We start from the raw sequence: 25500 nt of genomic DNA on the forward strand, positions 1-25500 counted from the left end.
CGCATCCGCATCACTGCACCCGCGGCAGCACTTCGAACTGGTGGAACGGCGGCGGCGACGACAGCGTCCATTCCAGCGTGGTGGCGCCGACGCCCCACGGATTGTCGGCGGCTTTCTCCTTGCGCACGAAGGCATCGATCACGCCGTAGATGAAGATCAGCACGCCGAAACCCGAGATGTAGGAACCGATCGAGGACACGAAATTCCAGCCCGCGAACGCGTCGGGATAGTCAACATAACGCCGCGGCATGCCGGAAAGGCCGAGGAAGTGCTGCGGGAAGAACACCAGGTTGACGCCGATGAAGGTGAACCAGAAGTGCAGCTTGCCGATCCGCTCGGAATACATGTAGCCGAACATTTTCGGGAACCAGTAGTACCAGCCGGCAAAGATCGCGAACACCGCGCCGAGCGACAGCACGTAGTGGAAGTGCGCGACGACGTAGTAGGTGTCCTGCAGCACGCGGTCGACGCCGGCGTTGGCGAGCACCACGCCGGTGACGCCGCCCAGCGTAAACAGGAAGATGAAGCCGATCGCCCACAGCATCGGCGTCTTGAACTCGATCGAGCCGCCCCACATCGTGGCGATCCAGGAGAAGATCTTTACGCCGGTCGGCACCGCGATCACCATGGTGGCGGCGACGAAATAAGCCTGCGTCGCGCTGGACATACCGACCGTGTACATGTGGTGCGCCCAGACCACGAAACCGATGCCGCCGATCGCAACCATCGCATAGGCCATGCCGAGATAACCGAACACCGGCTTCTTCGAGAAGGTCGAGACGATCTGGCTGACCATGCCGAAGCCCGGAAGGATCAGGATGTAGACTTCGGGGTGGCCGAAGAACCAGAACAGATGCTGGAACAGCACGGGGTCGCCACCGCCCTCGGCGGAGAAGAACGTGGTGCCGAAATTACGGTCGGTGAGCAGCATGGTGATGGCGCCGGCGAGCACCGGCAGCGACAGCAACAGCAAAAACACCGTCACCAGGATCGACCACACGAACAGCGGCATCTTGTGCAGCGTCATGCCCGGCGCGCGCATGTTGAAGATCGTGGTGATGAAGTTGATGGCGCCGAGAATCGACGAGGCGCCGGCCAGATGCAGCGACAGAATGGCGAAATCGACCGCCGGTCCGGGATGGCCTGACGTCGATAGCGGCGCGTACATGGTCCAGCCGGTCCCGACACCATTGGCGCCCGGTTCACCCTCAACGAAGGTGGATATAATGAGCAGCGCGAACGAGGCCGGCAGCAGCCAGAACGAAATGTTGTTCATGCGCGGGAACGCCATGTCAGGCGCGCCGATCATCAGCGGCACCATCCAGTTGCCGAAACCGCCGATCATCGCCGGCATCACCATGAAGAAGATCATGATCAGGCCGTGCGAGGTCACGAACACGTTGTAGGTATGGGTGTTGGTGAAAAACTGGACGCCCGGATACATCAGCTCGGCGCGGATCGCGATCGACAGTGCCGCACCGATGACGCCCGCGACGATCGCGAACACCAGGTACATCGTGCCGATGTCCTTGTGGTTCGTCGAATAGACGTAGCGCCGCCATCCGGTCGGATGGTCGTGCGCGTGATCGTCATGGGCGTGATCGTCGTGAGCCGGTGTTGCTGCGGTGGTTGCCATTTTCAAATCCTGCCTTGCAGTCCTATTCGGACCTTGCGGTCCCGTCGCCCTTGTCCCGTCGATGCGCTTGCAGGCTTTCGGCCTATTGCGCTGCTCCAGCCGCCGAGGCGAACGTACTCGTCGCCGCGCTGGCAAACTTCTTCTTCGCTTCCTCGACCCAGGCCGCGAAATCCTGATCGCTCACGACCCGTACCGCAATCGGCATGAAGGCGTGATCCTTGCCGCACAATTCCGAACACTGGCCGTAGAACATCCCGGTCGTGGTGGCCTTGAACCAAGTTTCGTTAAGACGGCCCGGGATCGCGTCGATCTTGATGCCGAAGGCCGGCACCGCGAAGGAATGGATCACATCCGCCCCGGTGACCTGAACCCGGATCACCTTGTTGACCGGCACGACCACCTCATTGTCGACGCCAAGCAGCCGGGGCTGCTTGTCCTGGGCCAACAACGAGTCGAATTCGAACTTGCCATTATCGGGATAGGCGTAGCTCCAGTACCACTGCTTGCCGGTCGCCTTGATCGTGAGGTCGGCTTTGGGAACGTCGAGCTCCTCGAACAGCAGGCGGAACGACGGCACCGCGATGCCGACCAGAATCAGCACCGGAATCAGCGTCCAGGCCACTTCGACCAAGGTATTATGGGTGGTCCTGGAGGGGACCGGATTGGCTTTGGCGTTGAATTTCACAACGACGATGATCAGCAGCGCCAGAACGAACAGCGTGATCAGGGTGATCAGCACAAACAAGAAGTTGTGAAACCAGGTGATGTTTTCCATCACCGGAGAAGCCGCCCCCTGAAGCTTGTATTCCCATGGCGCTGGCTGCCCCAATTCAGCGAAAGCCGTTCCGCCGGCCGCCAGCGCAACGCCAGCCACCGCTAATCCCAGCATCCGCCGGCCCACTTGGCCCTTCGACATCTTCATGCCGTTCGCGCTCCCTTGATAGTACCCCTGAGCATCCCGGCCGGATGGCTGGAAATGCCTGCACGATCCGCCCCCTGACAAACGGCCGTGGGATGGACTCCAGGAGTACATCGGCCAGATCGCTAGAACGCGTCGAAATCACGCCTCTCAAACCATAATTCTTAGCCTCTCGCAATGCAGTAGTATGTCGTGTACCGATGCATTACAGCTTGGTCTGCTGATGTGACATTTTCCCGAGAAATCAGGCCAAAGCGCCTGATTCGGCGTCCGGCTTCGCTTGACAGCCGGATTACCCGATGTAGGCACAACGGCGGTGCTCCACAGGAACCTGATTCGCGAGTTGCGGAATGGCTCGTCCAGCGTCGGGCTGCCTTCAAGGTGCCGTCATTACCGTATCAGTCCAATACCTCGCACCGAATTGCCCAAGGAAATTGGCGAAGGAACGCTGGCCAAGGGCATGCTGGAAGGATCGACCCCGATGGGGCCTTCAAAAGACCTGAACTGGCACAACACAAACAGGGCCTACCAATTGTCCGCTGCTTTGTCGTCAACCATGCGCCAATTGCTTTGCGTGAGCGTCACGATCGCCAGCCTTCTTGGTCTGACGGTTGTCGCTCGCGCGCAGGGCGCCGTCCGTTCGGTCCATGGTGACTGGCAGATCCGCTGCGACACGCCGCCCGGCGCCCAGGCCGAGCAATGCGCGCTGATCCAGAGCGTGGTGGCGGAGGACCGCTCCAACGCCGGGCTGACCGTTATCGTGCTCAAAACCGCCGACCAGAAGAACCGGCTGATGCGCGTGGTGGCGCCGCTCGGCGTGCTGCTGCCCTCGGGCCTCGGCCTCAAGCTCGACAATGTCGACGTCGGCCGCGCCGGCTTCGTGCGCTGCCTGCCCAATGGCTGTGTTGCCGAAGTCGTGATGGACGACAAGCTGCTGGGTCAGTTGCGCAGCGCGAAGACCGCGACTTTCATCATCTTCGAGACCCCCGAAGAAGGTATCGGCTTCCCGCTCAGCCTCAACGGCCTCGCTGAGGGATTTGACAAGCTGCCGTGAAGGGAGCCCCTCCCTTTTTCGCGCAGGCATGACTATCTTGGCCCTATTGTCGTCCCGGCCAACGAACCGGGCCCCATAGCCACAGGTTACCTTGTTGTAAGACGACCTTTCCGCAAGTCTTTCCCAGAACACCTGGACTTGTGGTTACAGGACCCCGCCTTCGCGGGGACGACCGGAATGCCTGCACTGCATCGGAGCCTCGCATGACCAATCCTGCCACAACCTCGCTCCTCGACCGCGCCAACCTCGATCGCGATTCCGTGCGCACTGAACTGGCGCGGGGCCTGTCCGGCGCTGACGACGGCGAATTGTTTCTGGAATACAGCCAGACCGAGGCGCTGATGTTCGACAATGGCCGGCTGAAGCAGGCGACCTACGACACCTCGCAGGGTTTTGGCTTGCGGGCAGTCAAGGACGACGCGGTCGGCTACGCCCATTCATCCGACGTCTCGCTGCCGGCACTGATCCGCGCCGCCGACGCCGTCGCGGCGGTGCGCGGCGGCTATTCGGGAACGTTCGCCGCGCCTCCCGCGCACACCAATGTTCGGCTTTATGGCGACGACAATCCGCTGGACGCGCCGGGCTTCGAGAGCAAGGTAAAACTGCTCGCCGAGATCGATGCCTATGTCCGGGACAAGGACCCGCGGGTCCGGCAGGTCACCGTCAGCCTGGGCGCGACCTGGCAGGTGGTGGAAATCCTCCGCCCCGACGGCGAGAGCTACCGGGACATCCGCCCGCTGGTGCGCGTCAATATTTCCGTGGTCGCCGGCCAGGGCGACCGCCAGGAAAGCGGCAGCAAGGGCTATGGCGGCCGCGAGGGCTATGCGCGCTTCATCGAAACCAAGGCATGGCGTGAGGCCGCCGACGGCGCGATCCGCGAAGCGATGGTCAATCTTGAATCGGTGCCGGCCCCCGCCGGCGAAATGGACGTCGTGCTCGGCGCCGGCTGGCCCGGCGTGATGCTGCACGAGGCCGTCGGTCACGGCCTGGAGGGCGACTTCAACCGCAAGCAGACCTCCGCCTTTGCCGGCCTGATGGGTCAGCAGGTGGCAGCCAAGGGCGTGACTGTCATCGACGACGGCACCATCGCGTCACGGCGCGGCTCATTGTCGATCGACGATGAGGGCACGCCAACCAACCGCACCGTGCTGATCGAGGACGGCATCCTGGTCGGCTACATGCAGGACCGGCAGAACGCCCGCCTGATGAACATGAAGCCCACCGGCAATGGCCGCCGGCAAGGCTATGCCCATGTGCCGATGCCGCGCATGACCAACACCTATATGCTGGCGGGCGAGCGCGATCCGGCCGAGATTCTCGCCTCCGTCAAGAAAGGTGTCTACGCCGCGAATTTTGGCGGCGGCCAAGTCGACATCACCTCGGGCAAATATGTGTTCCAGTGCACCGAGGCCTACAAAATCGAAAACGGCAAGCTCGGCGCGCCGCTGAAAGGCGCCATGCTGATCGGCAACGGACCGACCGACCTGCACCGCATCACCATGATCGGCAATGACCTCGCGCTGGATTCCGGCATCGGCACCTGCGGCAAGCACGGTCAGGGCGTGCCGGTCGGTGTCGGCCAGCCGACACTGCGGATGGAACGCATTACCGTTGGAGGAACCGGCGGATGAGCGTCGAGAAGTTATCGACCCCGACCAAGACCAGCAGCTGGTTCGACCAGGCGGTCCAACTGGTGGCGATCGTCCTGATCGTTTTCCTCGCCAAGGGCGCTATTGCGGAGCCGTTCTACGTGCCGTCAGGCTCCATGGAGCCGACACTCCTGATCGGCGACGCGCTGCTGGCGTCGAAATATCCTTACGGCTACAGCGACGCCTCGCTGCCGATCCAGATCACCCTGCCCGAAACCGGGCGCGTGTTCGGCGCCGAGCCGAAGCGCGGCGACGTGGTGGTGTTCCGCTGGCCCGGCGACCGCTCGCAGGCATGGGTCAAGCGGGTTGTCGGCCTGCCCGGCGACCGCATTCAGATGCGTCAGGGACAGCTCTTTATCAACGACCGCGCGGCTGAACTGAAGCCGGACGGCATCGGCGAGGCCGAGGACGACAACGGTAGCACCGAGCCGGCGCATCGCTATATCGAGACGCTGCCGGGCGGCGTCAGTCATCAGATTTTCAAGCTTTACGAGAATGGCCGCCTCGACAACACGCCTGAAGTGATGGTGCCGCAGGGTCGGCTGTTCGTCATGGGCGACAACCGTGACAACTCCGCCGATAGCCGCGTTTCCGTCCGGGACGGCGGCGTCGGGTTATTGCCGATGGACGATCTGGTCGGCCGCGCCGACGCCGTGGTCGGATCGTGGGATCTCGGCATCCGCGGCCAGCCGGTGTGGACATGGCTGTCCGGTTTCCGCCTGGCGCGGTTCTTCACCGCGGTGCATTGAGGGCGTCCGCGCCGTGACTTTCGACGACGTCAGAAAACTGACGTTGGCCTGGCCCGAGGTCGAAGACGGCACTTCGTACGGCACGTCCGCGCTCAAGGTCCGCAAGAAGATGCTGGCCCGGCTGAAGGAAGACGGCGACAGCCTGGTCATGCCGGGTATTCCTGCTGACGAGCGCGACATGCTGGTGGCGAGCCAGCCGAAGGTATTCTACTTCACCGACCACTATAAAGATTATCCGATGGTGCTGATCCGGCTGTCGAAGACGAAGCGCGCAACGGTCGAACCGCTGCTGCGCCGCCAATGGCGCGCGCTGGCATCAAAAGCGGCGGTCAGGGCATTCGATCACAGCCAGAAATCATGATTGCGTCGCGCCACCATGGATAAAGACGGGTTTCTCGCCGCCGCGCTTCGCAATCCCGTCCATGAAGCCATCGCCAATGAATTGTCTGACCTGGAGCTGCCGGATGCATGGATCGTCTCCGGATGTCTGGTGCAGACCGTGTGGAATGTATTGACCGGACGCGCCGTCGATTACGGTATTGCTGATTACGATATTTTCTATTTCGACCCTGACATTTCGTGGGAGGCCGAAGACGCCGAGATCCGCCGATTGCAAAGCCGCCTCGCAAAGCTCGGGGTCAAGATCGAGGCGCGCAATCAGGCGCGCGTCCATCTCTGGTATCCGCAAAAGCATCGGCTTCCCTATCCGCCGCTATATTGCTCGACGGAAGGCATCGACCGCTTCCTGACCAAAAACACGCAAGTCGGAATCCGACGCACGCCTAACGCCTACGAAGTCTATGCGCCAAACGGCTTTGACGATGTCGCCAACATGATCGTACGGCCCAATCGAGCTGCCAATTTCTCCACGGCCAATTACGAGGCGAAGGCCGCGCGCTGGAAAGCACTGTGGCCGGAGATCACGGTTTTACCGGCCGAAGCCGAATGACGATGGAACAATCCTAGAGCATGATCCGGAAAAGTGGACACCGGTTTTCCGAAAAGATCATGCTCAAACAAAAAGATGAACGACGAGCACGATTCAACTCGGTTGAATCATGCTCTAGGTGGTGTGGACTCTAAGGATTCCCTTTTAGGAGCAAATCAGATTCAAGGCTTCTTTTTGGGAGGCGGCCTTGGGTGTGATGGATCGGTTGGTTTTGAGCGATGCGGCTTGGGAGCGGATGGCGCCTCTGATTATAGGTCGGCCTGACCAGAAAGGCTCCACCGGGCGCGACAACCGGATGTTCGTGGAAGGTGTGCTGTGGATCGTGCGGACGGGCTCTCCCTGGCGTGATCTTCCGGAAGCGTTCGGGGATTGGAACAGCGTGTTCCGGCGCTTCAGTCGATGGAGCATCAAGGGTGTTTGGTGGCGGATCTTCGAGGCGATGTCCGACGACCCGGATTTCGAATATCTGATCGTCGATTCCACCGTCGTCCGGGCGCATCAGCACGCTGCCGGGGCGAAAAAAGGGGGTCTGAAGATCAGGCGCTTGGCCGCTCGCGCGGCGGCCTGAGCACCAAGATACATCTGGCCGTTCGCGGCCTGGGATGTCCGGTGCGCTTCACGCTTACCGCAGGTCAGAAGGGCGATGCACCGCAAGCCGCCGCATTGATCGAGGGATTGCCCGCCGAGATCGTTATGGCCGATACAGCCTATGACGCCGATCATTTGCGCGAAGCCATCGCCGCCAAGGGAGCGCTCGCCGTCATCCCCAACAACCCGTCACGCGCGCTCAAATATCCGCTCGACAAACATCTCTATGCCCAGCGCCATCTTGTCGAATGCTGCTTCTCCAAGCTCAAGCAATTCCGCCGCGTCGCCACCCGCTTCGAAAAGACCGCTCGAAATTACCTTGCCGTCATCACTCTCGCAGCCATCATCTTATGGATGCGATAAGTGTCCACACCACCTAGCGCACCACGCCCGAGATGAACCCGGGCCTGCGCCGTGGCGGCTTTATTTCCTTTTTCAGGAAGCAATGCGCTTCCCGTCCGACATAGGCCGGCCGCGCGTAAGTCCAGGCCCGGCATTTATTGTCGGCGGTACAGGCCATCTTGCAGGCTTCATCGCCCTCGCCGCTCTTGAGGTCGAAACTCCGGTAATCGCCACCGGCCCGATCGATCGAGGTTTCGATCGCGCCATTGCGCGGCTCGACCACGCCGGCGCCGCGCACGCCGGAAACGCAGCAATCATCCGGCACGCGCGCGGGCACGCTGTTCTTCAGCCAGCATACCGCGCTGCCCCCGATATCCGTCGGATAGTTGAAACTCCATGCCCGGCAGCGCCGGTCGCGTTCGCATAACAGCGCACAATCCACCGGATCGCCTGAAGCCACCGGCGAGTTCTGATAATCGCCGCCCGGACGATCGAAATTGGCCTGCGCCAGCGCCGGGCGCGCCGCCGCGATCGCCACCAATAAAACTGATGTCACCAAACACGCCCTGAGCAGGCGGCCTCCCCACATTCGCGATGCTTTCAATTATCTGGACTGGACCGCAGTTTGCGGGCTGCCATTTGATCGCCATCAACCTGTACGGCAGATGAACGGCACAAAAGGCCGCCGGGAAGGCCCGGAGTGTGACGCCCTTTCTGGACGAAAGCGCTCCGCCCGGGCCGCGTCCGAGCTACTAGGCTTTCTTGGCCAAGCTTTCGCTCGGAAACCGCTTTAGAAAGCGTATTCCTCATAGGCCGGTTCCACAGAACCTTGCCAGGAGCCGTGAAATTTCTCCAGCATCTCCTCGGCCGGGGAGTGCCCGCAGTCGATGGTTCGCTCCAGCGGCTCCAGATGACGGCTTTCGTCACGGCCCAACTGATCGACCCGGCCGCGCCGCCGCAGGCCTGAATGCGCCAGCGTCACGCATTCCTTGGCGATTTCGAACAGATAGCGGTCCCTGATCCTGGCCTTGAAGCCGAAGCGCGGCACATCATCGCGCAACGCCTGACGCTCATGTGCATTCCAGTGCTTGACGATGTCCCACGCTGCATCGAGGCTGGTGTCGTCATAGAGCAAGCCGACCCAGAACGCCGGCAGCGCCGGCAGCCGTCCCCACGGCACGCCGTCGGCGCCGCGCATTTCCAGATAGCGCTTCAAACGCACCTCGGGGAAAATCGTCGACAGATGATTGGCCCAATCCGACAGCGTCGGACGCTCACCGGGGAAAGCGGGATTCTTGCCGTTAAAGAAATCGCGGAACGACGAGCCCGCGACATCGATATAGGCATCGCCGCGCTTGACGAAATACATCGGCACATCCAGCGCATAATCGACCCAGCGTTCAAACCCCATGCCGTCCTCGAACGCCCACGGGATCATGCCGGAGCGGGCATTGTCGGTGTCGCGCCAGATCTCGGAGCGGAACGACTGGAAGCCGTTCGGCTTGCCCTCGGTAAACGGCGAATTGGCGAACAGAGCGGTGGCCACCGGCTGCAGCGCCACCGACACACGCAGCTTCTTGACCATGTCGGCTTCCGAGGAGAAGTCGAGATTGGTCTGCACCGTGCAGGTCCGGTACATCATGTCGAGGCCGTACCGACCGACCTTCGGCATGTAGTTGGTCATGATCTTGTAGCGGCCCTTCGGCATCACCGGAATCTGTGCGCGCGACCATGATGGCGTCATGCCGAGCCCGAGAAATCCGATGCCCAGCGGCGCAGCGATCTCGCGCACCTGCGCCAGATGCGCCATCAGTTCGGACTGGGTCTGATGCACGGTCTCGACCGGCGCGCCGGACAATTCGAACTGTCCGCCCGGTTCCAGCGAAATCGCACCACCGCCGGTGACGTCGTACAAGCCGATGATGTTGCCGCGCTCCATGATCGGCTCCCAGCCGAGCAGGAGTTTCATGCCGTCGAGCAGCGCACCGATGCCGCGCGCGCCTTCGTAAGCCACGGGATGGTGGCCCTCGAGCGTGAACGGCGTCTTCTCGTGCTCGGTGCCGATCCGGAATTCGGAAACCGGCTTCGCGCCGGCTTCCAGCCACGCGACTAATTCGTCGCGCGATTGCAGCGGCGTCATATCGATCTGGTCACGCGCCATACAAATTCCGGATAAAAAGCGCTTCGACCGAACGCGCACGGTGTCGGGGATATCCCCGAACCAACGGGTCCGGGAATGCGGGATAGGAGAACAATATCATCGGGCGGCCACGCCGTCTCGGACGGCAAGTACCGGCGCCTCGTCACACGAGCAGCCCAGGCGGTCAAGCAGGCCGCAGAGCTTGACGGCATCCGCGTCGGACAATTTCGAGCCGACATGCTTTTCGATCGCGGCCGAATACGCGCTCCACATCTTCTTCTGCAACTCGCGTCCGGCCTCGGTGATCTCGACGAACTGGCCGCGCTTGTCGACCTTGCATTCGCGGCGCGCCGCCAATCCCTCGTCCACCAGCCGGTCGATCAGCCGCGAGGTCGAGTATTGCGGGATCAGCATCTGCTTTTCCAGCTCAACCGGCCGCATTTCGCCTGTCGGCGCGCGCGACAATTCGAGCAACGCGTCATACCAGGCCAGCGGCGGGAAGCCGGCCTTCTTCAGCTCCTGCTCGACCGCGTCGAGCACCCGGCTCTGGATGCGCATCAGGCGTATCCAGGCGGCGGTCGCCTCGGTTGATGGTTTGCGTTTCATGGTTCGGTCCATAGATGAGACGCGGCAGTGTACCGCACTAAATGCAGCTGCATCAATCTTGACTATTCCATGCAAATGCATTTAAACGCACCTGCATTCGAGCCCCCGGCCTCGGACAGCCAATAATTCACAGGAGGAAATATCCCATGAAGCTCTATTACGCGCCCGGCGCCTGCTCACTCTCGCCCCACATCGCGCTGCATGAAGCCGGTCTCGCCCACGAACTCGTGAAGGTCGACCTCAAGGCGAAAAAGACCGAAACCGGCGAGGACTTCGCCGCCATCAATCCGAAGGGCCAGGTGCCGGCGCTGATGCTGGACAGCGGCGAACTGGTGACCGAAGGCCCGGTGATCGTCCAGGTCATCGCCGACAAGGCCCCCGGCAAGCATCTCGCGCCGGCCAACGGCACCGACGAACGCTACAAGATGCAGGAATGGCTGAACTTTACCACCAGCGAGCTGCACAAGAATTTCAGTCCGTTGTTCAATCCGGCAATCCCGGATGAAGTGAAGAAGTTTTTCGTCGATCGCATCGTCGGCAAGTTCAAATATGCCGACTCCCAGCTTGCCGGCCGCGATTATCTGATGGGCAAGCAGTTCACGGTCGCCGACGGCTATCTGTTCGTGATGCTGGCCTGGGCGGACCGCATGAAGATCGACCTCTCCGGGATGAAGAACCTGATGGCCTTCAAGGATCGCGTCGCGGCACGGCCCAACGTGCAGGCGGCGCTGAAGATGGAAGGCCTGTTGAAGGCGGCGTGATCCTTTAGCAATCGCGCATCAAAGTTTCGTCATGCCCGGCCTTGTGCCGGGCATCCACGTCTTTGATTCGCGCCGTAAAACAAGGCGTGGATGGCCGGGACGAGCCCGGCCATGACGTCGAGAGTTTATTCGAGGCTCCGGCGTTGACGACTTAGGCCGCCGCCTGCTTCTTCGGCGGAAAGCGTCCGTAGAAGGTCTCGCCCTTCGCCGCCATGTCGACCAGCAGTTTGGGCGGCGAGAAGCGCGAGCCGTATTTGGCCTCGAGCTTGTGGCAAAGCTCGACAAACTTCTTGGTGCCCAAGAAGTCGATATAGGACAGCGTGCCGCCGGTGAACGGGGCGAAGCCGAAGCCCAGGATCGAGCCGACATCAGCCTCGCGCATATCGGTGATGACGTGATCCTCGACGGTGCGCGCGGCTTCCACCGCTTGGACAACGAGAAAGCGCTGCTTCATCTCTTCGATGTCGAGCGTATCCGGGTCGAGGTGTTTCGGCTGCAAGCCGCCGAGCGCCGACCACAGGCTCTTCTGGCCCTTGCCCTTCTCCGGATAGTCGTAAAAGCCCTTGCTGTTCTTGCGGCCGAAGCGGCCTTGTTTCTCGACCATCTCGACCAGCAGCTTCTTCTGGGCCTGATCGATGGCATTGGCGCCGAGATCGGCCTCGGTTGCCTTCATGATCTTGAGCACGAGATCGAGCGCGACCTCGTCCGACAGCGACAGCGGTCCGACCGGCATACCCGCCATCTTCGCGGTGTTCTCGATCATCGCCGGCGGAACGCCTTCCATCAGCATTTCCAGGCCTTCGGCGGTGAAACGCAGCACGCAGCGATTGGCGAAGAAGCCTCTGCTATCATTGACCACGATCGGCGTCTTGCCGATGGTGCGCACATAATCCAGCGCGGTGGCGAGCGCGACGTCGCCGGTGTTCTTGCCGACGATGATCTCCACCAGCATCATCTTCTCGACCGGCGAGAAGAAATGAATGCCGATGAACTTGCCCTGGTCCTTGAATTCCTCCGCCAGCGAATTGATCGGCAGCGTCGAGGTGTTGGAGGCAAAGATTGCATCTGATTTCAACAGCGGCTGCGCCTTGGCGTAGGTTTCCGCCTTGACCTTGCGATCCTCGAACACCGCCTCGATGATGAGGTCGCAATCCTTGAGCACGTTGTAATCGGCGGTCGCACTGATGCGCGACAGGATCTTCTCGCGATCGCCCTCCTTGGCGCGGCCCTTCTTGATCAGATCGTCGATCACGGCGCTGGCGTGGCCCTTGCCCTTGTCGGCGCTCTCTTGGTCGCGGTCGATCAGCACCACGTCGATGCCGGCACGCGCCGAAACGTAACCGACGCTGGCGCCCATGAAACCTGCCCCGATCACGGCGAGCTTCTTGACCTTGGTCGGCGGCACGTTCTGCGGGCGGCGGGCGCCCTTGTTCAATTCCTGCATCGACAGGAACAGGCTGCGGATCATCGCCGCGGCTTCCTTGCTGCGCAGGATTTGCGCAAAGTGGCGCGACTCAACCCGCAAGGCAGCGTCGATCGGCAACTGCAGGCCTTCATACACGCACTGCATGATGGCGCGCGCGGCCGGATAATTGTCGTAGGTCTCGCGGCGGAAGATCGCGTTGCCGGCCGGGAACATCATCATGCCGGCTTTGGAGTAAACCGGTCCGCCCGGCAGCTTGAAACCCTTTTCATCCCAGGGCGCGACCGCCTTGCCGCCGCCCTTGATCCAGTCCTTTGCGGTCTTGATCAGATCGGCCGCGGGAACCACGGCATCGACCAGCTTCAGCGCCTTGGCCTTGTCGAGCGTGATCGCCTCGCCCTTCAACAGCAACTGCATCGCATCCTGCGGCGGCACGATGCGTGGCACGCGCTGGGTGCCGCCAGCGCCGGGGAAAAGCCCGACCTTCACTTCCGGCAGGCCGAGACGGGTCTTGGGATTTTCGGCAGCGACCCGGTAATGGCACGACAGCGTCAGTTCGAAGCCGCCGCCGAGCGCCAGCCCGTTGATGGCGGCAACCCACGGCTTGCCGGAGGTCTCGATGCCACGGAACACCAGGGAGAAGCGGCGGCTCTGGTCGAACAGCATCTGGTTGGCGGCTTCTTCGCCCCTGGCCTTGAGCACGTCGGCATAAGTACGGGCCATGCCTTCGAGCATCGACAGGTCGGCGCCGGCCGACAACGCTTCCTTGCCCGAGGTGATGACGACGCCCTTCACAGCGGCATCGGCCGAGGTCTGCTTCACGATCGCTTCGAGTTCGTTGATCGAGGTCTCATCGAGCACGTTCATCGAACGGCCCGGCGTGTCCCATGTCACCAGCGCGATGCCGTCGGCGTCGGTCTCGATCTTGAAATTTTTGTAGGCCATGTTGGTCGCTCCCAATTGGTTTTCCCTTCTCCCCTTGTGGGAGAAGGTGGCGAGAACAAGCGAAGCGCGTTCGAGCCGGATGAGGGGTTTGTCTCCGCGGATAGAGACCCCTCACCCGCCCTCGCTCCGCGAGGGCACCCTCTCCCGCAAGGGGAGAGGGTAAGAATTCAAACCCGCTCGATGATCGTCGCTGTGCCCATGCCGCCACCGATGCACAGCGTGACCAGCGCGGTCGACTTGTCCGTGCGCTCGAGTTCGTCGAGCACGGTGCCCAGGATCATCGCACCGGTAGCGCCGAGCGGATGGCCGAGCGCAATCGCACCGCCATTGACGTTGATCTTGGCGGTGTCGATGTCGAAGGCCTGGATGTAGCGCAATACCACCGAGGCGAACGCCTCGTTGAGTTCGAACAGATCGATGTCCGATTTCTTCATGCCCGAGCGTTCGAACAGTTTTCTGGTGACGTCGACCGGCCCGGTCAGCATCATCGCAGGCTCCGAGCCGATATTGGCGAAGGCGCGGATTTTCGCCCGCGGCTTCAGGCCATGCTTGCTGCCGGCTTCCTTGCTGCCGAGCAGGACAGCGCCGGCGCCATCGACGATCCCCGACGAATTGCCGGCGTGATGAACGTAATTGACGCGCTCGATTTCCGGATGCGACTGGATCGCCACCGCATCGAAGCCGCCCATCTGGCCGACGGTCGCGAATGACGGCTGCAATTGACCCAGCGACTGCATCGTCGTCGAGGGCCGCATATGCTCGTCCTTGGCCAGAATGGTCAGCCCGTTGACGTCCTTGACCGGAACCACCGAATTCTTGAAGCGGCCTTCGTCCCACGCTTTCGCCGCGCGCTGCTGGCTCTGCACCGCATAGGCATCGACGTCGTCGCGCGAAAAGCCGTATTTGGTCGCGATCAGATCGGCGGAGACGCCCTGCGGCATGAAATAGGACGGCACCGCGATCGAGGGATCCATCGGCCAGGCGCCGCCGGAGGCGCCGATGCCGACGCGGCTCATCGATTCGGCGCCACCGCCGATGGTGAGTTCATGCTGACCGCTCATGATCTGGGCAGCGGCAAAATTCACGGCATCGAGACCGGAGGCACAGAAGCGACTGATCTGGACGCCGGGAACGGATTCGCCGAGGCCCGCCTGCAGCGCTGCGAAACGCGCGATATCCGAGCCGGCCTCGCCGACCGGATCGACCACGCCGAGAATGACGTCGTCGACGATATCCTCGCCGAGATTGTTGCGCTCCTTCAGCGCTTTCAGCGGCACTGTCGCCAGCGCCAGCGCGGTCACCTCATGCAGCGCGCCATCGGCCTTGCCGCGGCCGCGCGGCGTGCGAACGTGATCGTAGATATATGCCTCAGGCATGACGCCCTCCTGGTATGAGGATCATAATATATAGGCGAATTGCGGGATGTCGCGGATTTCTTGGCGGATTTCTTGGCAGTTTTCTTGGCGGCCGCGAAAGGGTTTCTCCAATCAGAACGCTTCGGCCGGCAATTCCATGGTGGTCGCGCTTCCGGTCTGGATGCGCGCAAGATGCAGCGCCGTTTCCGGCAGCATCCGTTCCATGAAGAAACGGCCGGTCACCAGCTTGGTGGTGAGATAGGACGTCGCGCCGCTGCCCGCAATCTTGTCCTGCGCGACTTTCGCCATCCGCGCCCACATATAGGCAAAGGTGACGCGGCCGAACAATTGCATGTAATCGGTGGCGCCGGCGCCGGCATTATCGGGCTTGGCCATCGCATTCTGCATCAGCCAGGTCGTGGCTTGCTGCAAATGGCCGAGCGCGGTTGAGAGCGGCGCGACAAAGGGCTTCATGGCCTCATCGGCGCCGTGCTCCTTGGCGAACGCTGCGACCTCGCCGAAGAACGACATCACCGCGCGGCCACCATTACGCGGCAATTTGCGGCCGACGAGATCAAGTGCCTGAATGCCGTTGGCGCCCTCATAGATCATGGCGATACGCGCATCGCGCACGAACTGCTCCATGCCGTTTTCGGCGATGTAGCCGTGGCCGCCATACATCTGCTGCGCCAGCACGGCATTGGAAAATCCCACGTCGGTCAGAACGCCTTTCATGACCGGCGTCATCAAACCCATGTGATCGTCGGCGGCGTCGCGATCCTTGGGGTCGCTGGATCGGTGCGCAACGTCGCTTTTCAGCGACGTCCATACCACCATCGCGCGCGCCGCTTCGTTGAAGGCGCGAATCGTAAGCAGCGTGCGGCGCACGTCGGGATGCACGATGATCGGATCGGCCGGCTTGTCCGGCGCCTGCGGCCCGGAGAGCGCGCGGCCCTGCAGCCGATCGCGGGCATAGGCGACGGCGTTCTGATAGGCGACCTCGGATTGCGCCAACCCCTGCACCGCGACGCCAAGCCGCGCCTCGTTCATCATCACGAACATGCCCTGCATGCCCTTGTTCTCTTCGCCGATCAGCCAGCCGGTGGCGCCGTCATAGTTCATCACGCAGGTGGAATTGCCGTGAATTCCCATCTTGTGCTCGATCGAGCCGCAGGAGACGCCGTTGCGCGCGCCGAGCGATCCATCGGCATTGACCAGAATCTTCGGCACCACGAACAGTGACACGCCCTTGATGCCGGCGGGCGCGCCTTCGATGCGCGCCAGCACCAGATGGATGATGTTGTCAGCGAGATCGTGCTCGCCGGCGGAGATAAAGATCTTCGTGCCCGTGATCTTGTAGCTGCCGTCGGCCTGCTTGGCGGCCTTGGTGCGCAGCAGGCCGAGATCGGTGCCGCATTGCGGCTCGGTGAGGTTCATGGTGCCGGTCCACTCGCCCGCCACCATCTTGGGCACGAACATCTTTTTCTGTTCGGGCTTGCCATGCACGATCAGCGCCGCGGTCGCGCCCATGGTCAGGCCGCCATACATCGAAAACGCCATATTCGCCGCACTCTGGAATTCAGTGACGACCTGGCTGAGCGTGACCGGCAATCCCTGGCCGCCAAATTCGGTCGGCGCGGACAAGCCGAGCCAGCCGCCTTCGGCGACCTGCTTGAACGCTTCCTTGAAACCTTTCGGGGTGGTGACGCTGGCATCGTCGTGCCTGACGCAGCCTTCGAGATCGCCGACCCGGTTGAGCGGCTGCAACACTTCTTCGCTGAGTTTCGCGGCCTCGCCCAATATCGCCTCCCGCACATCGGCCGAGGCATCGCTGAAGCCGGGGAGATTGTCGTAGCGGTCAATCTGGAAAACGTCGTTGAGCAGGAAATTGACGTCTTCCAACGGGGCTTTGTAGATCGGCATTGTATCCTCCCGGCTGGCTGGCGCCCCTTTAAGGGAGATTTTGCAGCGCAGCAATCATTGAGTTCCGGAAACCGACCCTAGCCGGTTCCGGGCGCGAACGGCAGTCATTGCGACAACGTGGCCACTAAAGCCGGCTGTCGCCCGGCCCCAACCTGGTCAGTTATCCTCGAAAGGTAACTTTAAGGCGCCTCGGCCCAATTCCTTAACCCGTTATTTACCGTGACGCGAAAAAGTCGGGATGTGAGGCAGACGACCTGCGCGAAATTCGATTGTCTCTTCAATTGGGACGCGCGGGGAGACTGAAGGCGCAAGGTTAGCGTCGGGGTCGGAACCGGATCAGAGCATGAATTCGCGCGTATCGTGGAGTGTTGACGGCATCGATCCATCCGTGCGCGAAAGGGCCGAGGCGGCCGCGCGCCGCGCCGGCATGTCGTTGAGCGACTGGCTCAATTCCACGATCGGCGATTCCACCCCGCCGGATTTTCGTGCGATGGCGGATCAACGGCCGGCGATGCCGAGCCGCGAGACCCGTGATGTTGCCGACATTCATCAGCGGCTGGATTCCATCACCCGCCAGATCGAACAGATCTCGCGGCCAGCTCCGCGAACCGATGCGCCGCGCAACGACGCGCTTCGCGGCGAGCCGGCCGTCGCGCGGCAATTGAACGACGCCATCTCGCGCCTCGACGCCCGTCTGTCGCAAATCTCGAATCCCGCGCCGGCGAGAAATATCCAGCTTCAGGACAAGCAGCGCCAGACCGATCTGGTCGAGCGTGCGGCGGCCCAGATCTATCGTCCGTCGCCGCCGCTCAGCCCGTCGCTCGACTCGGCGATCGCGGAAATTACCGCGCGCCAGAGCGAACTGGATGGCGCCGCGCCGCGGCCGATGCCGTCACGCAACGCTCCGCCCATCGCTCCCGCCATGTCGGCGCCCATCCCGCCGACGCCTGCCGTGCCGGCGGGACCGGACTTCTCGTCGCTGGAGCGCCATCTCTTCAAGATCACGAGCCAGATCGAAGCTTTGCAGCGCCCCGACGGAATCGAGCAATCGATATCGGCGTTCCGCAGCGAACTGGCGGAGATTCGTGCCGCCATCACCGAAGCGATGCCGCGCCGGGCGATCGAATCGATCGAGAACGAAATCCGCTCGCTGTCCCGTCGCATCGACGACACCCGCCAGAGCGGCAGCGACGGGCAGGCCCTGGCCGGCATCGAACGCGCGCTCGGCGAAATTCGCGAGGCGCTGCGCTCGCTCACGCCGGCGGAACAACTGACCGGCTATGACGACGCGATCCGCAATCTGGGCGCCAAGCTCGATCTGATCCTGCGCACCAACGAGGACCCCTCGACGGTGCATCAGCTCGAAAGCGCGATCGCAGCACTTCGTTCCATCGTCTCCAATGTCGCGTCCAACGACGCCCTGGCGCGGCTGACCGACGACGTGCGCACGCTATCGGCCAAGGTCGACCAGCTCGCCGACGCCGGCAACAACAATGATTCCTTCGCAATCCTCGAGCAGCGCCTCGTCGCGCTGACTTCGTCGCTCGAAAGCCGCGAACGGCCGGTCGCAAGCGACAATTCGCAGCAATTGGAAAATGCGGTGCGGGCGCTGTCCGACCGCCTCGACCGTATGCCGGTCGGCAACGACAGCGCATCCGCGTTTGCGCATCTCGAACAGCGCGTATCGTATTTGCTCGAACGCCTCGAATCCTCAGCCGATCACCGCTCCGGCAATCTCGGTCGCGTCGAGGACGGGCTGCAGGATATTCTGCGTCATCTCGAAAACCAGCATGCGAGCTTTGCCACGCTGACCGAGAACAGCCGAAACACGGCAGCGCCGCTGGACGCCGGCCTTGCCGACATCTTCAAGCGCGAACTGTCCGATATCCGTTTCAGCCAGACGGAACGCGACCGCCACACCCAGGATTCGCTCGAAGCCGTTCACAACACGCTCGGCCATGTGGTCGACCGGCTGGCGATGATCGAAGGCGATCTGCGCACCGTACGTTCCGCGCCAGTGACGCCGCCACCGGAAGCACCTGCCGCTCCCCGCCCTGCCCCGCCAGAGGTAGATGCGCCGCGCGCGGCGGTGCCGGCTCAGCCAAAACCGGAATTACCCAACCCTGCCGCGGCCGAGGCGCATTTCGCCGCCGCGCCGCGCGAATTTCACGCCGTTCAGCCGGCTGTTCCGACCGCCGCCGCCGTGCTGCCGAAAGCGATCAGCGAAATTCTTGAACCACACGCCGCCCCAGCTCGCGCTACGCTCGCGCCGGAGCTGCCGCCCGATCACCCGCTCGAGCCGGGAACACGGCCGACAGGGCGGCCGGCTTCCCCGTCAGAGCGCATCGCCGCTTCGGAAAACGCCATCAGCGAAATTTCGGCCGCGGCACCCGCGCCGGCCACTGCCACCAATTTCATTGCCGCCGCGCGCCGCGCGGCCCAGGCCGCCGCGGCCGCGCCCCCTAACGGCAAGGCCGCCAAGCCGGCCAAGGCGGCGGCACGTACAGCTCAGAACGCTGCCGCCGGCGACAAGCCCAAGGAAGCCTCGACGATCACCTCCAAGATTCGCTCGCTGCTGGTCGGGGCGAGCGTGGTCGTCATCGTGCTCGGCTCGTTCAAGATGGCAATGAACCTGCTCGACAGTGCCGGCGCGCCGCAGCCGGCCGCCGTTGAGAATTCGAGCGAGCCGCCGACTCCGGCTCAATCACCCCCCGATCAAAACGCCACACCGGCGCCGCCGGCACCGGCCATGCCTTCGATGACGGCGCCCACCCCGATCAACCGGCAATCCTTCAACGGCTACACGCCTGACAACGCCGACAGCGTTGCCTCGGCGACGATTCCGTCCTCCGCGGCCGCACCTTCCGGCTCGCCCAGCGACATCACAGGCACGATTCCGGCCGTAGCGCCGGGCGCGGCCAGCCCCAAGCTCGGCATGGTGCAGGTCCCGCCGACGGAAAGATTGCCGGACGCGATTGGCGGACCGGTGCTGCGCAGTGCTGCGCTCAAGGGCGATCCCACCGCGGCCTATGAGATCGGCGTGCGCTACGCCGAAGGCAAAGGTGTTACAGCGAATTTCGACGAAGCGGCGAAATGGTATGATCGCGCGGCGCAAGCCGGTGTGATCCCCGCCGTCTTCAGGCTCGGCACGCTCTATGAAAAAGGCACCGGCGTGCAAAAGGACGCCGCTATCGCGCGCCGCTACTACATGCAGGCGGCCGAGCGCGGCAACGCCAAGGCGATGCACAATCTCGCCGTGCTGGATGCCGATGGCGGCGGCAACGGCGCCAACTACAAGAGCGCGGCGCAATGGTTCCGCAAGGCGGCCGATCGCGGCGTAGCGGACAGCCAGTTCAACCTCGGCATTCTCTATGCCCGCGGCATCGGCGTCGAACAGAATCTCGCCGAATCCTTCAAATGGTTCAGCCTGGCGGCGGCGCAGGGCGACGCCGACTCGGCCCGCAAGCGCGACGATATCGCCAAGCGTCTTGATGCCCAGTCGCTCGCCGCCGCAAAGCTTGCGATCCAGACCTTCACGCCAGAACAGCAGCCCAGCGACGCCATCAACGTGGCAACCCCGACAGGCGGATGGGACAGCGCGCCCGTGCAGGCCGGCGCGGCAAAGCCCGCCAAGCCGGCTTCGATCAAGCGCGCCGCGCGTTAATCTGAATTATTCACCACGTCGGAAGTTGCCTCGATGGCGGGCGGCCAAAAGGCCGCACCCTGCGGATTCTTGAGTCCCTCAGCCCTACAATTTCGGCTATGCAGAGACGCGGAAATTGATCCACGCTTCCCTGGAAGCATGATCCAGTTTTGCCTCGGGATAAACGTGAAGTGTTTGCCCGGACGTCATGCTCGATAATTAGAATAGAGCGCGATGGCCATTGCGCTTAGAAACCACGCCGTGAGCGGTTTCGGCCAGCCTCAGGGCTCATTCCGAAGCAAACGCGCGTGCAACTTTTCCTGCCGATAGCCGACCTTCCGGTCAATATTTTCCTCATCCTCGCGATGGGCGCGGCGGTTGGTTTCGTGTCGGGCATGTTCGGCATCGGCGGCGGTTTTCTGATGACGCCGCTGTTGATCTTCATCGGCATCACACCTGCGGTCGCGGTTGCCTCCGTTGCGAGCCATATCGCCGCTTCGTCATTTTCCGGCGCGATATCCTATTGGCGCCGCCGCGCCATCGATCCCGTCCTGGCATTGGTGCTTTTGAGCGGCGGTATCATCGGCACCGCATTGGGGGTCTGGACCTTCACGCAATTGCGCGCGCTCGGTCAGCTCGATCTGCTGATCGCGCTGTCTTACGTCATCCTGCTGACCACCGTGGGCGGGCTGATGTTCTGGGAAGGGCTGCGCGCAATCATGCGGGCCAGGCGCGGCGTCAAGGTTTCGCTGCGCCGCCCGGGCAGCCACGGCTGGATCCACGGATTGCCGCTGAAGATGCGCTTCAAGCGCTCCAAGATTTACCTGTCGGTGATTCCGGTTGTCACCGTAGGCGCCATCATCGGCTTTATCGGCGCGGTGATGGGCATTGGCGGCGGCTTCATCCTGGTTCCGATCATGATCTATCTGCTGCGGGTGCCGACCGCTACCGTGGTCGGCACCTCGATGGTGCTGACGCTCGTCACCATGCTGTTCGCCACCATGATGCACGCCGTCACCAACCATCTCGTCGATGCCGTGCTGGCGCTGATCCTGATGATCGGCGGCGTGACTGGCGCGCAATTCGGTGCCCGCGCCGGCCAGAAGATCCGCGGCGAACATTTGCGGCTGCTGCTCGGACTGTTGATTCTCGCGGTCGGAATTCGTTTCGCGGTCGAACTGGTGATCCGGCCCGACGATCTCTTCACCATCCGCGAGGGGGGCGCCGGATGATCGCGCGCAGGTCGCTCGCAGCCTTTGGCGCGGTCCTGGTGCTGAGCGCCGCTGGCGCGATACCGGTCGCGCGCGCGGAGCGATTGATCGTGTCAGTCTCCAATCACCGGGTGACGGTGACGCCGAATTATTCCGGCGAGGAGCTGGTGCTGTTCGGCTCGGTCGAGAAGGACGCCTCCACGCCGGCCAGCCGCACCGCCTATGATCTCGTGGTGACCGTCAGCGGTCCGCGCGCCGACATGGTGACGCGGCGCAAGGAACGTAAATTCGGCATCTGGATCAATACCGACTATCGGCAATTTCTCGAGGTGCCGACCTATCTCGCGCTGTTTTCAAACCGGCCCTTCGATGCCATCGCCTCGCCTGAAGTGCAGCGCCGGCAGCAGCTCGGCCTCAACAACGTGCTGCTCACGCAGCGGGTCGGGCCCGACTACGCCGACGTGGTGCCGAACGATGCGTTCCGCAGCGCATTCGTGCGGCTGCGCTCCGAACATGGCCTCTATCGCGAGGCGACTTCCGCGGTGACCTTCCTGACGCCGACGCTGTTTCGCACCGGTATTCCGCTTCCGGCGGAAGTACCGATCGGCACCTACGACGTCGAGATCAAGCTGTTTTCGGACGGCGCGCTGGTGACCCATACCGAGACCGCCTTCGAAATCGTCAAGGTTGGTTTCGAGCAGTTCGTCGCGAACAGCGCCCGCCAGAACGGCCTTGTCTACGGGCTGTTTACCGCCTTCATGGCGCTGATGACCGGCTGGATGGCGTCGATCGTCTTCCGCAAGGATTGATGATAGTTCCAGGCGGCCGAGACAGGCATTGCGATTCTCCCAACGCACATCACTGATGTATGTTTTATCCTGCCCATGATCCCGGAGAGTTGGTGTGACCAGCGTCGAAGCCAAACCGGTTCGCCGGGGCCGTCCCCGCTCCAGCGAAACCGAACAGGCGATCCTCGAGAGCGCCTATCGCATCATGGCGTCGGAAGGCCTCGCTGCGGCCAGCATCGATGCTGTCGCGCGCTATTCCGGCGTTTCCAAAATGACGATCTACAAATGGTGGCCGACCAGGGAAGCCCTCCTGATCGACGCATTTCTGCGGCAGGCTTCCTCGATGCTGCCATTGCCGGACCAGGGCGATCCGCTGGCCCGGTTGAAAAAGCATGCGTCGGCCTATGTCGACGCCCTCAACGGTGATTTCGGCAAGGTGCAGCTCGCGGTCATTTCCGAATGCATCGCCGGCACGGGGTCGGCGAAGATCTTCTCCGAACGCTATCTTGCGATTCGACGGAACATCGCCGTCGGGATCATCAAGGCAGGCCAAAAAGACCGAAGCATCCTCGCATCGGACTCCGCCGGCGACCTGTACGACCGGATCTACGGCACGTTGTTTTATCAATACGTCTTTGGATTCCGCAGTTTGACAAAAGATTACGCGGAGAAACTGGTTACTTCGGTGCTGGCGAAAAAATAACACGCTTACGGGGTTGTCGCCGCTGCGCTCTCGCGGGCCCGGCGAAACCACGCCCAGGTCTGTCGCGTGACCTTTCGATATCCCGGCCCCTGATGCACAATTCGGTCGGCGACCATCGCGTTCAGCTTCGGCAATGCGTGGAACGGGACCGATGGATAGGCATGGTGCTCGGCGTGGAATGGCATGTTCCAGGCAAACCATTTTGTCAGCGCGCCGGTATAGGTGGTCCGGGTATTCTCAAAGGCGCTTCGGGTGCGTTCGCAACCGGTGTGCTCCGCAAAGAGATACGGGCGCAGGATCATCTGGCCCAGCACCAGCGGGACCAGCCAGATCCAGAGCAACAAAGTCGTTGGCCAGGCGATCGAGGCGATCAGCAGCCACAGATAGATGAGCGCATAGGCGCGGGCCTCCCGAACCACGAGGCTGCGCTTGTTCTCCGGAATCCACGGCACCACCACGTTGCCTGTGATGGCGTGCCGCAACATCAGCACGGTCCGCTTCGCCAGTTGCTGGATGCCGGTATAGGCAATCGCGAGCCGCGTATCCGAGGTCGGAATCGTGCCGTTCAGGAGCTCGGGATCCCGCGTCGGATCCTGGGTGAAGCGATGATGGTCCCAATGAAACAGCGTGTAATATTCGTAAGGGTACCCAATGATGAGCGCCGACAGATGGCCGAGCCCGACATTGAGAAACCGGCTCCTGAAGACGGTCTTGTGAGCCGCTTCGTGCATCGGCATGAACAGAAACGCGACCAGATATCCCTGGATGGCAATCAAGGGGACCGCGAGCCATCGGCCGTCAGTCGCCATCGTCAGCCAGATCGAGGTTCCGATCACCGCAATCGCGGCATAATGCGTGATGGAACGGACCAGCCCGGGCGCGTTCGAGCGCACCGAGAGCTCCTTGAGCTGGACCGGCGTGAGAGCCCGGCCTTCGATCAAGCGATCGGCATGCGTTTCCATCGTCACGGATGAAGTCCTCCTGTTTTCACGCCAGCCCCGCGAACAGGGCATCGTGAAATAAGTGGACAATTCGTACACTAAATAGGAAAGCGCGCCAAGCTCGAATAACGATCACTTCGCCTGAAACGATAGCACGGCTTTTATTTCCGATGCGCCAGCGCGGTGCCGGGATGTGACGATGCGCCAACGGCGGATCGGGCGGGACGCGTGACCAGATAGATACCCAACGCCACCGGAACGATGCCGATCAAATCCCTGACTTCCACATGCTCGCCAAGCACGATCCAGGCGAACAGCATGCCGAGCGGCGGCATCAGGAAATGATAGGCACTGGCCGCGGTGGCTCCGCACACCTTCAACAGATGAAACCACAACAGATACGCCAGGATCGATCCGCCGAGCACGAGGAAGGCGAAGGCACCCAGCAAGCGCGCATTCGGCACGATGTCGCCGACGCTGGCGAAGGTGAGCGCGAAGGGCAACAGCGCAATCCCGCCGGCGAGATTTTGGATGCCATTGCCGATCCACAGGCTGCCCTTTGGCGCCAGCAGCTTGAACAGGATGGTGCCCATCACGATCGACATCAGCGACGCCAGCGTGAACAGGATGCCGTGCCAATCGTCGGTGCCAACCGACATCCGGTGCCAGACGATGAAGCTGACGCCGATGATGCCGAGCAACAACCCCATGACCTTGCGCGAGGTCAGCGTCTCCCCAAGAAACAGCGCGGCAAGCATCGCCGTGAACACCGGATTGGCGCTGACGATCAGGCCACCGAGGCCGGCGGATACGGTCTTCAGTCCGGTATAGCCGAGCCCGAGATAGAGCGCGTTGTTGGCGACGCCGAGGATCGCAAAGATCGCGGCATCGCGCCAGGTGAGCTGCCATCGCTCGCCGCGAACTGCGGAAATACCGAGGATCAGGACACCCGCAAGCGAAAACCGCGCGGTGAGCAGGATCAGCGGCGGGCAATAGGTGACGCCGATCTTGCCGGCGACGAAGGCAAAGCTCCACAGCAGGCAGAACACGCCGATATAGAACGGCAGCGGATTGAAGGTGGCGCGGGGAACCGCAACGGAGGGGGCGAGCGACATGGGATTTCTCCTTTCCCTTGACGTAGGCCCGCGCGTTGCTATTTGGAAATTAAATGATAA

General features: G+C 62.4%; 20 protein-coding genes and 1 pseudogene. 11 read left to right on the forward strand and 10 right to left on the reverse strand.

The annotated features are described in order from the left end of the window. Positions 1 to 10 precede the first annotated feature (10 nt). A complete protein-coding gene (gene ctaD / locus BLV09_RS22355) occupies positions 11 to 1636 on the reverse strand; it encodes a cytochrome c oxidase subunit I (protein ID WP_146688927.1) in 1626 nt (541 codons plus the stop codon). Between the two features lie 82 nt (positions 1637 to 1718). Next, positions 1719 to 2558, reverse strand: coding sequence for a cytochrome c oxidase subunit II (coxB, locus tag BLV09_RS22360; RefSeq protein WP_100384499.1), 840 nt, complete (start codon positions 2556 to 2558; stop codon positions 1719 to 1721). A gap of 478 nt (positions 2559 to 3036) precedes the next feature. Here coxB and BLV09_RS22365 point away from each other — a divergent pair, with 478 nt between their 5' ends. From BLV09_RS22365 to BLV09_RS22390, 6 genes and pseudogenes are all read left to right on the forward strand, one after another. Next, positions 3037 to 3609 carry an invasion associated locus B family protein gene (locus BLV09_RS22365; RefSeq protein WP_433994437.1) on the forward strand — a complete coding sequence of 191 codons (573 nt, stop codon included), beginning with the start codon at positions 3037 to 3039 and terminating at the stop codon, positions 3607 to 3609. 203 nt (positions 3610 to 3812) lie between these two features. Continuing rightward, complete coding sequence (gene tldD / locus BLV09_RS22370) at positions 3813 to 5240, forward strand: metalloprotease TldD (protein ID WP_100384500.1); 1428 nt, start codon at positions 3813 to 3815, stop codon at positions 5238 to 5240. Next, a complete protein-coding gene (lepB, locus tag BLV09_RS22375) occupies positions 5237 to 6007 on the forward strand; it encodes a signal peptidase I (RefSeq protein ID WP_146688928.1) in 771 nt (256 codons plus the stop codon). The genes tldD and lepB overlap by 4 nt, the downstream gene beginning before the upstream one ends. Positions 6008 to 6020: 13 nt before the next feature. After that, on the forward strand, positions 6021 to 6368 hold the full coding sequence (locus BLV09_RS22380) for an MmcQ/YjbR family DNA-binding protein (RefSeq protein WP_146688929.1): 348 nt from the start codon (positions 6021 to 6023) through the stop codon (positions 6366 to 6368). A gap of 15 nt (positions 6369 to 6383) precedes the next feature. Continuing rightward, positions 6384 to 6956, forward strand: coding sequence for a nucleotidyltransferase family protein (locus BLV09_RS22385; RefSeq protein WP_146691241.1), 573 nt, complete (start codon positions 6384 to 6386; stop codon positions 6954 to 6956). A 235-nt stretch (positions 6957 to 7191) separates the two neighbouring features. Next, a pseudogene (locus tag BLV09_RS22390) lies at positions 7192 to 7907 on the forward strand (IS5 family transposase). A gap of 13 nt (positions 7908 to 7920) precedes the next feature. Here BLV09_RS22390 and BLV09_RS22395 read toward each other — a convergent pair. The 3 genes from BLV09_RS22395 to BLV09_RS22405 all read right to left on the reverse strand — a co-directional run bounded on the left by BLV09_RS22395 (position 7921) and on the right by BLV09_RS22405 (position 10632). After that, entirely contained in the window at positions 7921 to 8475 is a 555-nt protein-coding gene (locus BLV09_RS22395) for a PAN domain-containing protein (RefSeq protein ID WP_146688930.1), read from the reverse strand. 201 nt (positions 8476 to 8676) lie between these two features. After that, a complete protein-coding gene (locus BLV09_RS22400) occupies positions 8677 to 10047 on the reverse strand; it encodes a glutamate--cysteine ligase (RefSeq protein WP_146688931.1) in 1371 nt (456 codons plus the stop codon). Positions 10048 to 10143: 96 nt separating this feature from the next. Then, positions 10144 to 10632 carry a MarR family winged helix-turn-helix transcriptional regulator gene (locus BLV09_RS22405; protein WP_146688932.1) on the reverse strand — a complete coding sequence of 163 codons (489 nt, stop codon included), beginning with the start codon at positions 10630 to 10632 and terminating at the stop codon, positions 10144 to 10146. 146 nt (positions 10633 to 10778) lie between these two features. On the opposite strand from BLV09_RS22405, the gene gstA reads away from it, so the two are divergent. Next, entirely contained in the window at positions 10779 to 11393 is a 615-nt protein-coding gene (gstA, locus tag BLV09_RS22410; RefSeq protein WP_146688933.1) for a glutathione transferase GstA, read from the forward strand. Positions 11394 to 11544: 151 nt separating this feature from the next. Here the strand turns inward: gstA and BLV09_RS22415 are convergent, their stop codons facing one another. The 3 genes from BLV09_RS22415 to BLV09_RS22425 form a co-directional block, all read right to left on the reverse strand. Next, positions 11545 to 13761 carry an FAD-dependent oxidoreductase gene (locus tag BLV09_RS22415; protein WP_146688934.1) on the reverse strand — a complete coding sequence of 739 codons (2217 nt, stop codon included), beginning with the start codon at positions 13759 to 13761 and terminating at the stop codon, positions 11545 to 11547. 167 nt (positions 13762 to 13928) lie between these two features. Continuing rightward, positions 13929 to 15137, reverse strand: a complete 1209-nt coding sequence (locus BLV09_RS22420) for an acetyl-CoA C-acetyltransferase (RefSeq protein ID WP_100384507.1) — start codon at positions 15135 to 15137, stop codon at positions 13929 to 13931. Positions 15138 to 15248: 111 nt separating this feature from the next. Continuing rightward, positions 15249 to 17039: an acyl-CoA dehydrogenase C-terminal domain-containing protein gene (locus tag BLV09_RS22425; RefSeq protein WP_100384508.1), complete on the reverse strand. Its 1791-nt coding sequence runs from the start codon at positions 17037 to 17039 to the stop codon at positions 15249 to 15251. A gap of 343 nt (positions 17040 to 17382) precedes the next feature. Between BLV09_RS22425 and BLV09_RS22430 the strand changes: the two genes are divergently transcribed. The 4 genes from BLV09_RS22430 (at position 17383) to BLV09_RS22445 (ending at position 23384) form a co-directional block, all read left to right on the forward strand. Further along, positions 17383 to 20703 carry a tetratricopeptide repeat protein gene (locus BLV09_RS22430; RefSeq protein WP_146688935.1) on the forward strand — a complete coding sequence of 1107 codons (3321 nt, stop codon included), beginning with the start codon at positions 17383 to 17385 and terminating at the stop codon, positions 20701 to 20703. A 287-nt stretch (positions 20704 to 20990) separates the two neighbouring features. After that, complete coding sequence (locus tag BLV09_RS22435) at positions 20991 to 21914, forward strand: sulfite exporter TauE/SafE family protein (protein ID WP_100384510.1); 924 nt, start codon at positions 20991 to 20993, stop codon at positions 21912 to 21914. Then, the gene (locus tag BLV09_RS22440) at positions 21911 to 22702 is read left to right on the forward strand and encodes a TIGR02186 family protein (protein WP_146688936.1); all 792 of its coding nucleotides are present in this window, start codon (positions 21911 to 21913) and stop codon (positions 22700 to 22702) included. The genes BLV09_RS22435 and BLV09_RS22440 overlap by 4 nt, the downstream gene beginning before the upstream one ends. 94 nt (positions 22703 to 22796) lie before the next feature. Then, on the forward strand, positions 22797 to 23384 hold the full coding sequence (locus BLV09_RS22445) for a TetR/AcrR family transcriptional regulator (protein ID WP_244548789.1): 588 nt from the start codon (positions 22797 to 22799) through the stop codon (positions 23382 to 23384). Positions 23385 to 23389: 5 nt separating this feature from the next. Here BLV09_RS22445 and BLV09_RS22450 read toward each other — a convergent pair whose 3' ends face one another. Then, the gene (locus BLV09_RS22450; RefSeq protein ID WP_146691243.1) at positions 23390 to 24346 is read right to left on the reverse strand and encodes a fatty acid desaturase; all 957 of its coding nucleotides are present in this window, start codon (positions 24344 to 24346) and stop codon (positions 23390 to 23392) included. A 140-nt stretch (positions 24347 to 24486) separates the two neighbouring features. Continuing rightward, positions 24487 to 25440, reverse strand: coding sequence for a DMT family transporter (locus tag BLV09_RS22455; protein ID WP_146688937.1), 954 nt, complete (start codon positions 25438 to 25440; stop codon positions 24487 to 24489). Positions 25441 to 25500: the final 60 nt, after the last annotated feature.

The sequence above is a fragment of the Bradyrhizobium canariense genome (assembly GCF_900105125.1).
Taxonomy (GTDB): Bacteria; Pseudomonadota; Alphaproteobacteria; order Rhizobiales; family Xanthobacteraceae; genus Bradyrhizobium; species Bradyrhizobium canariense_A.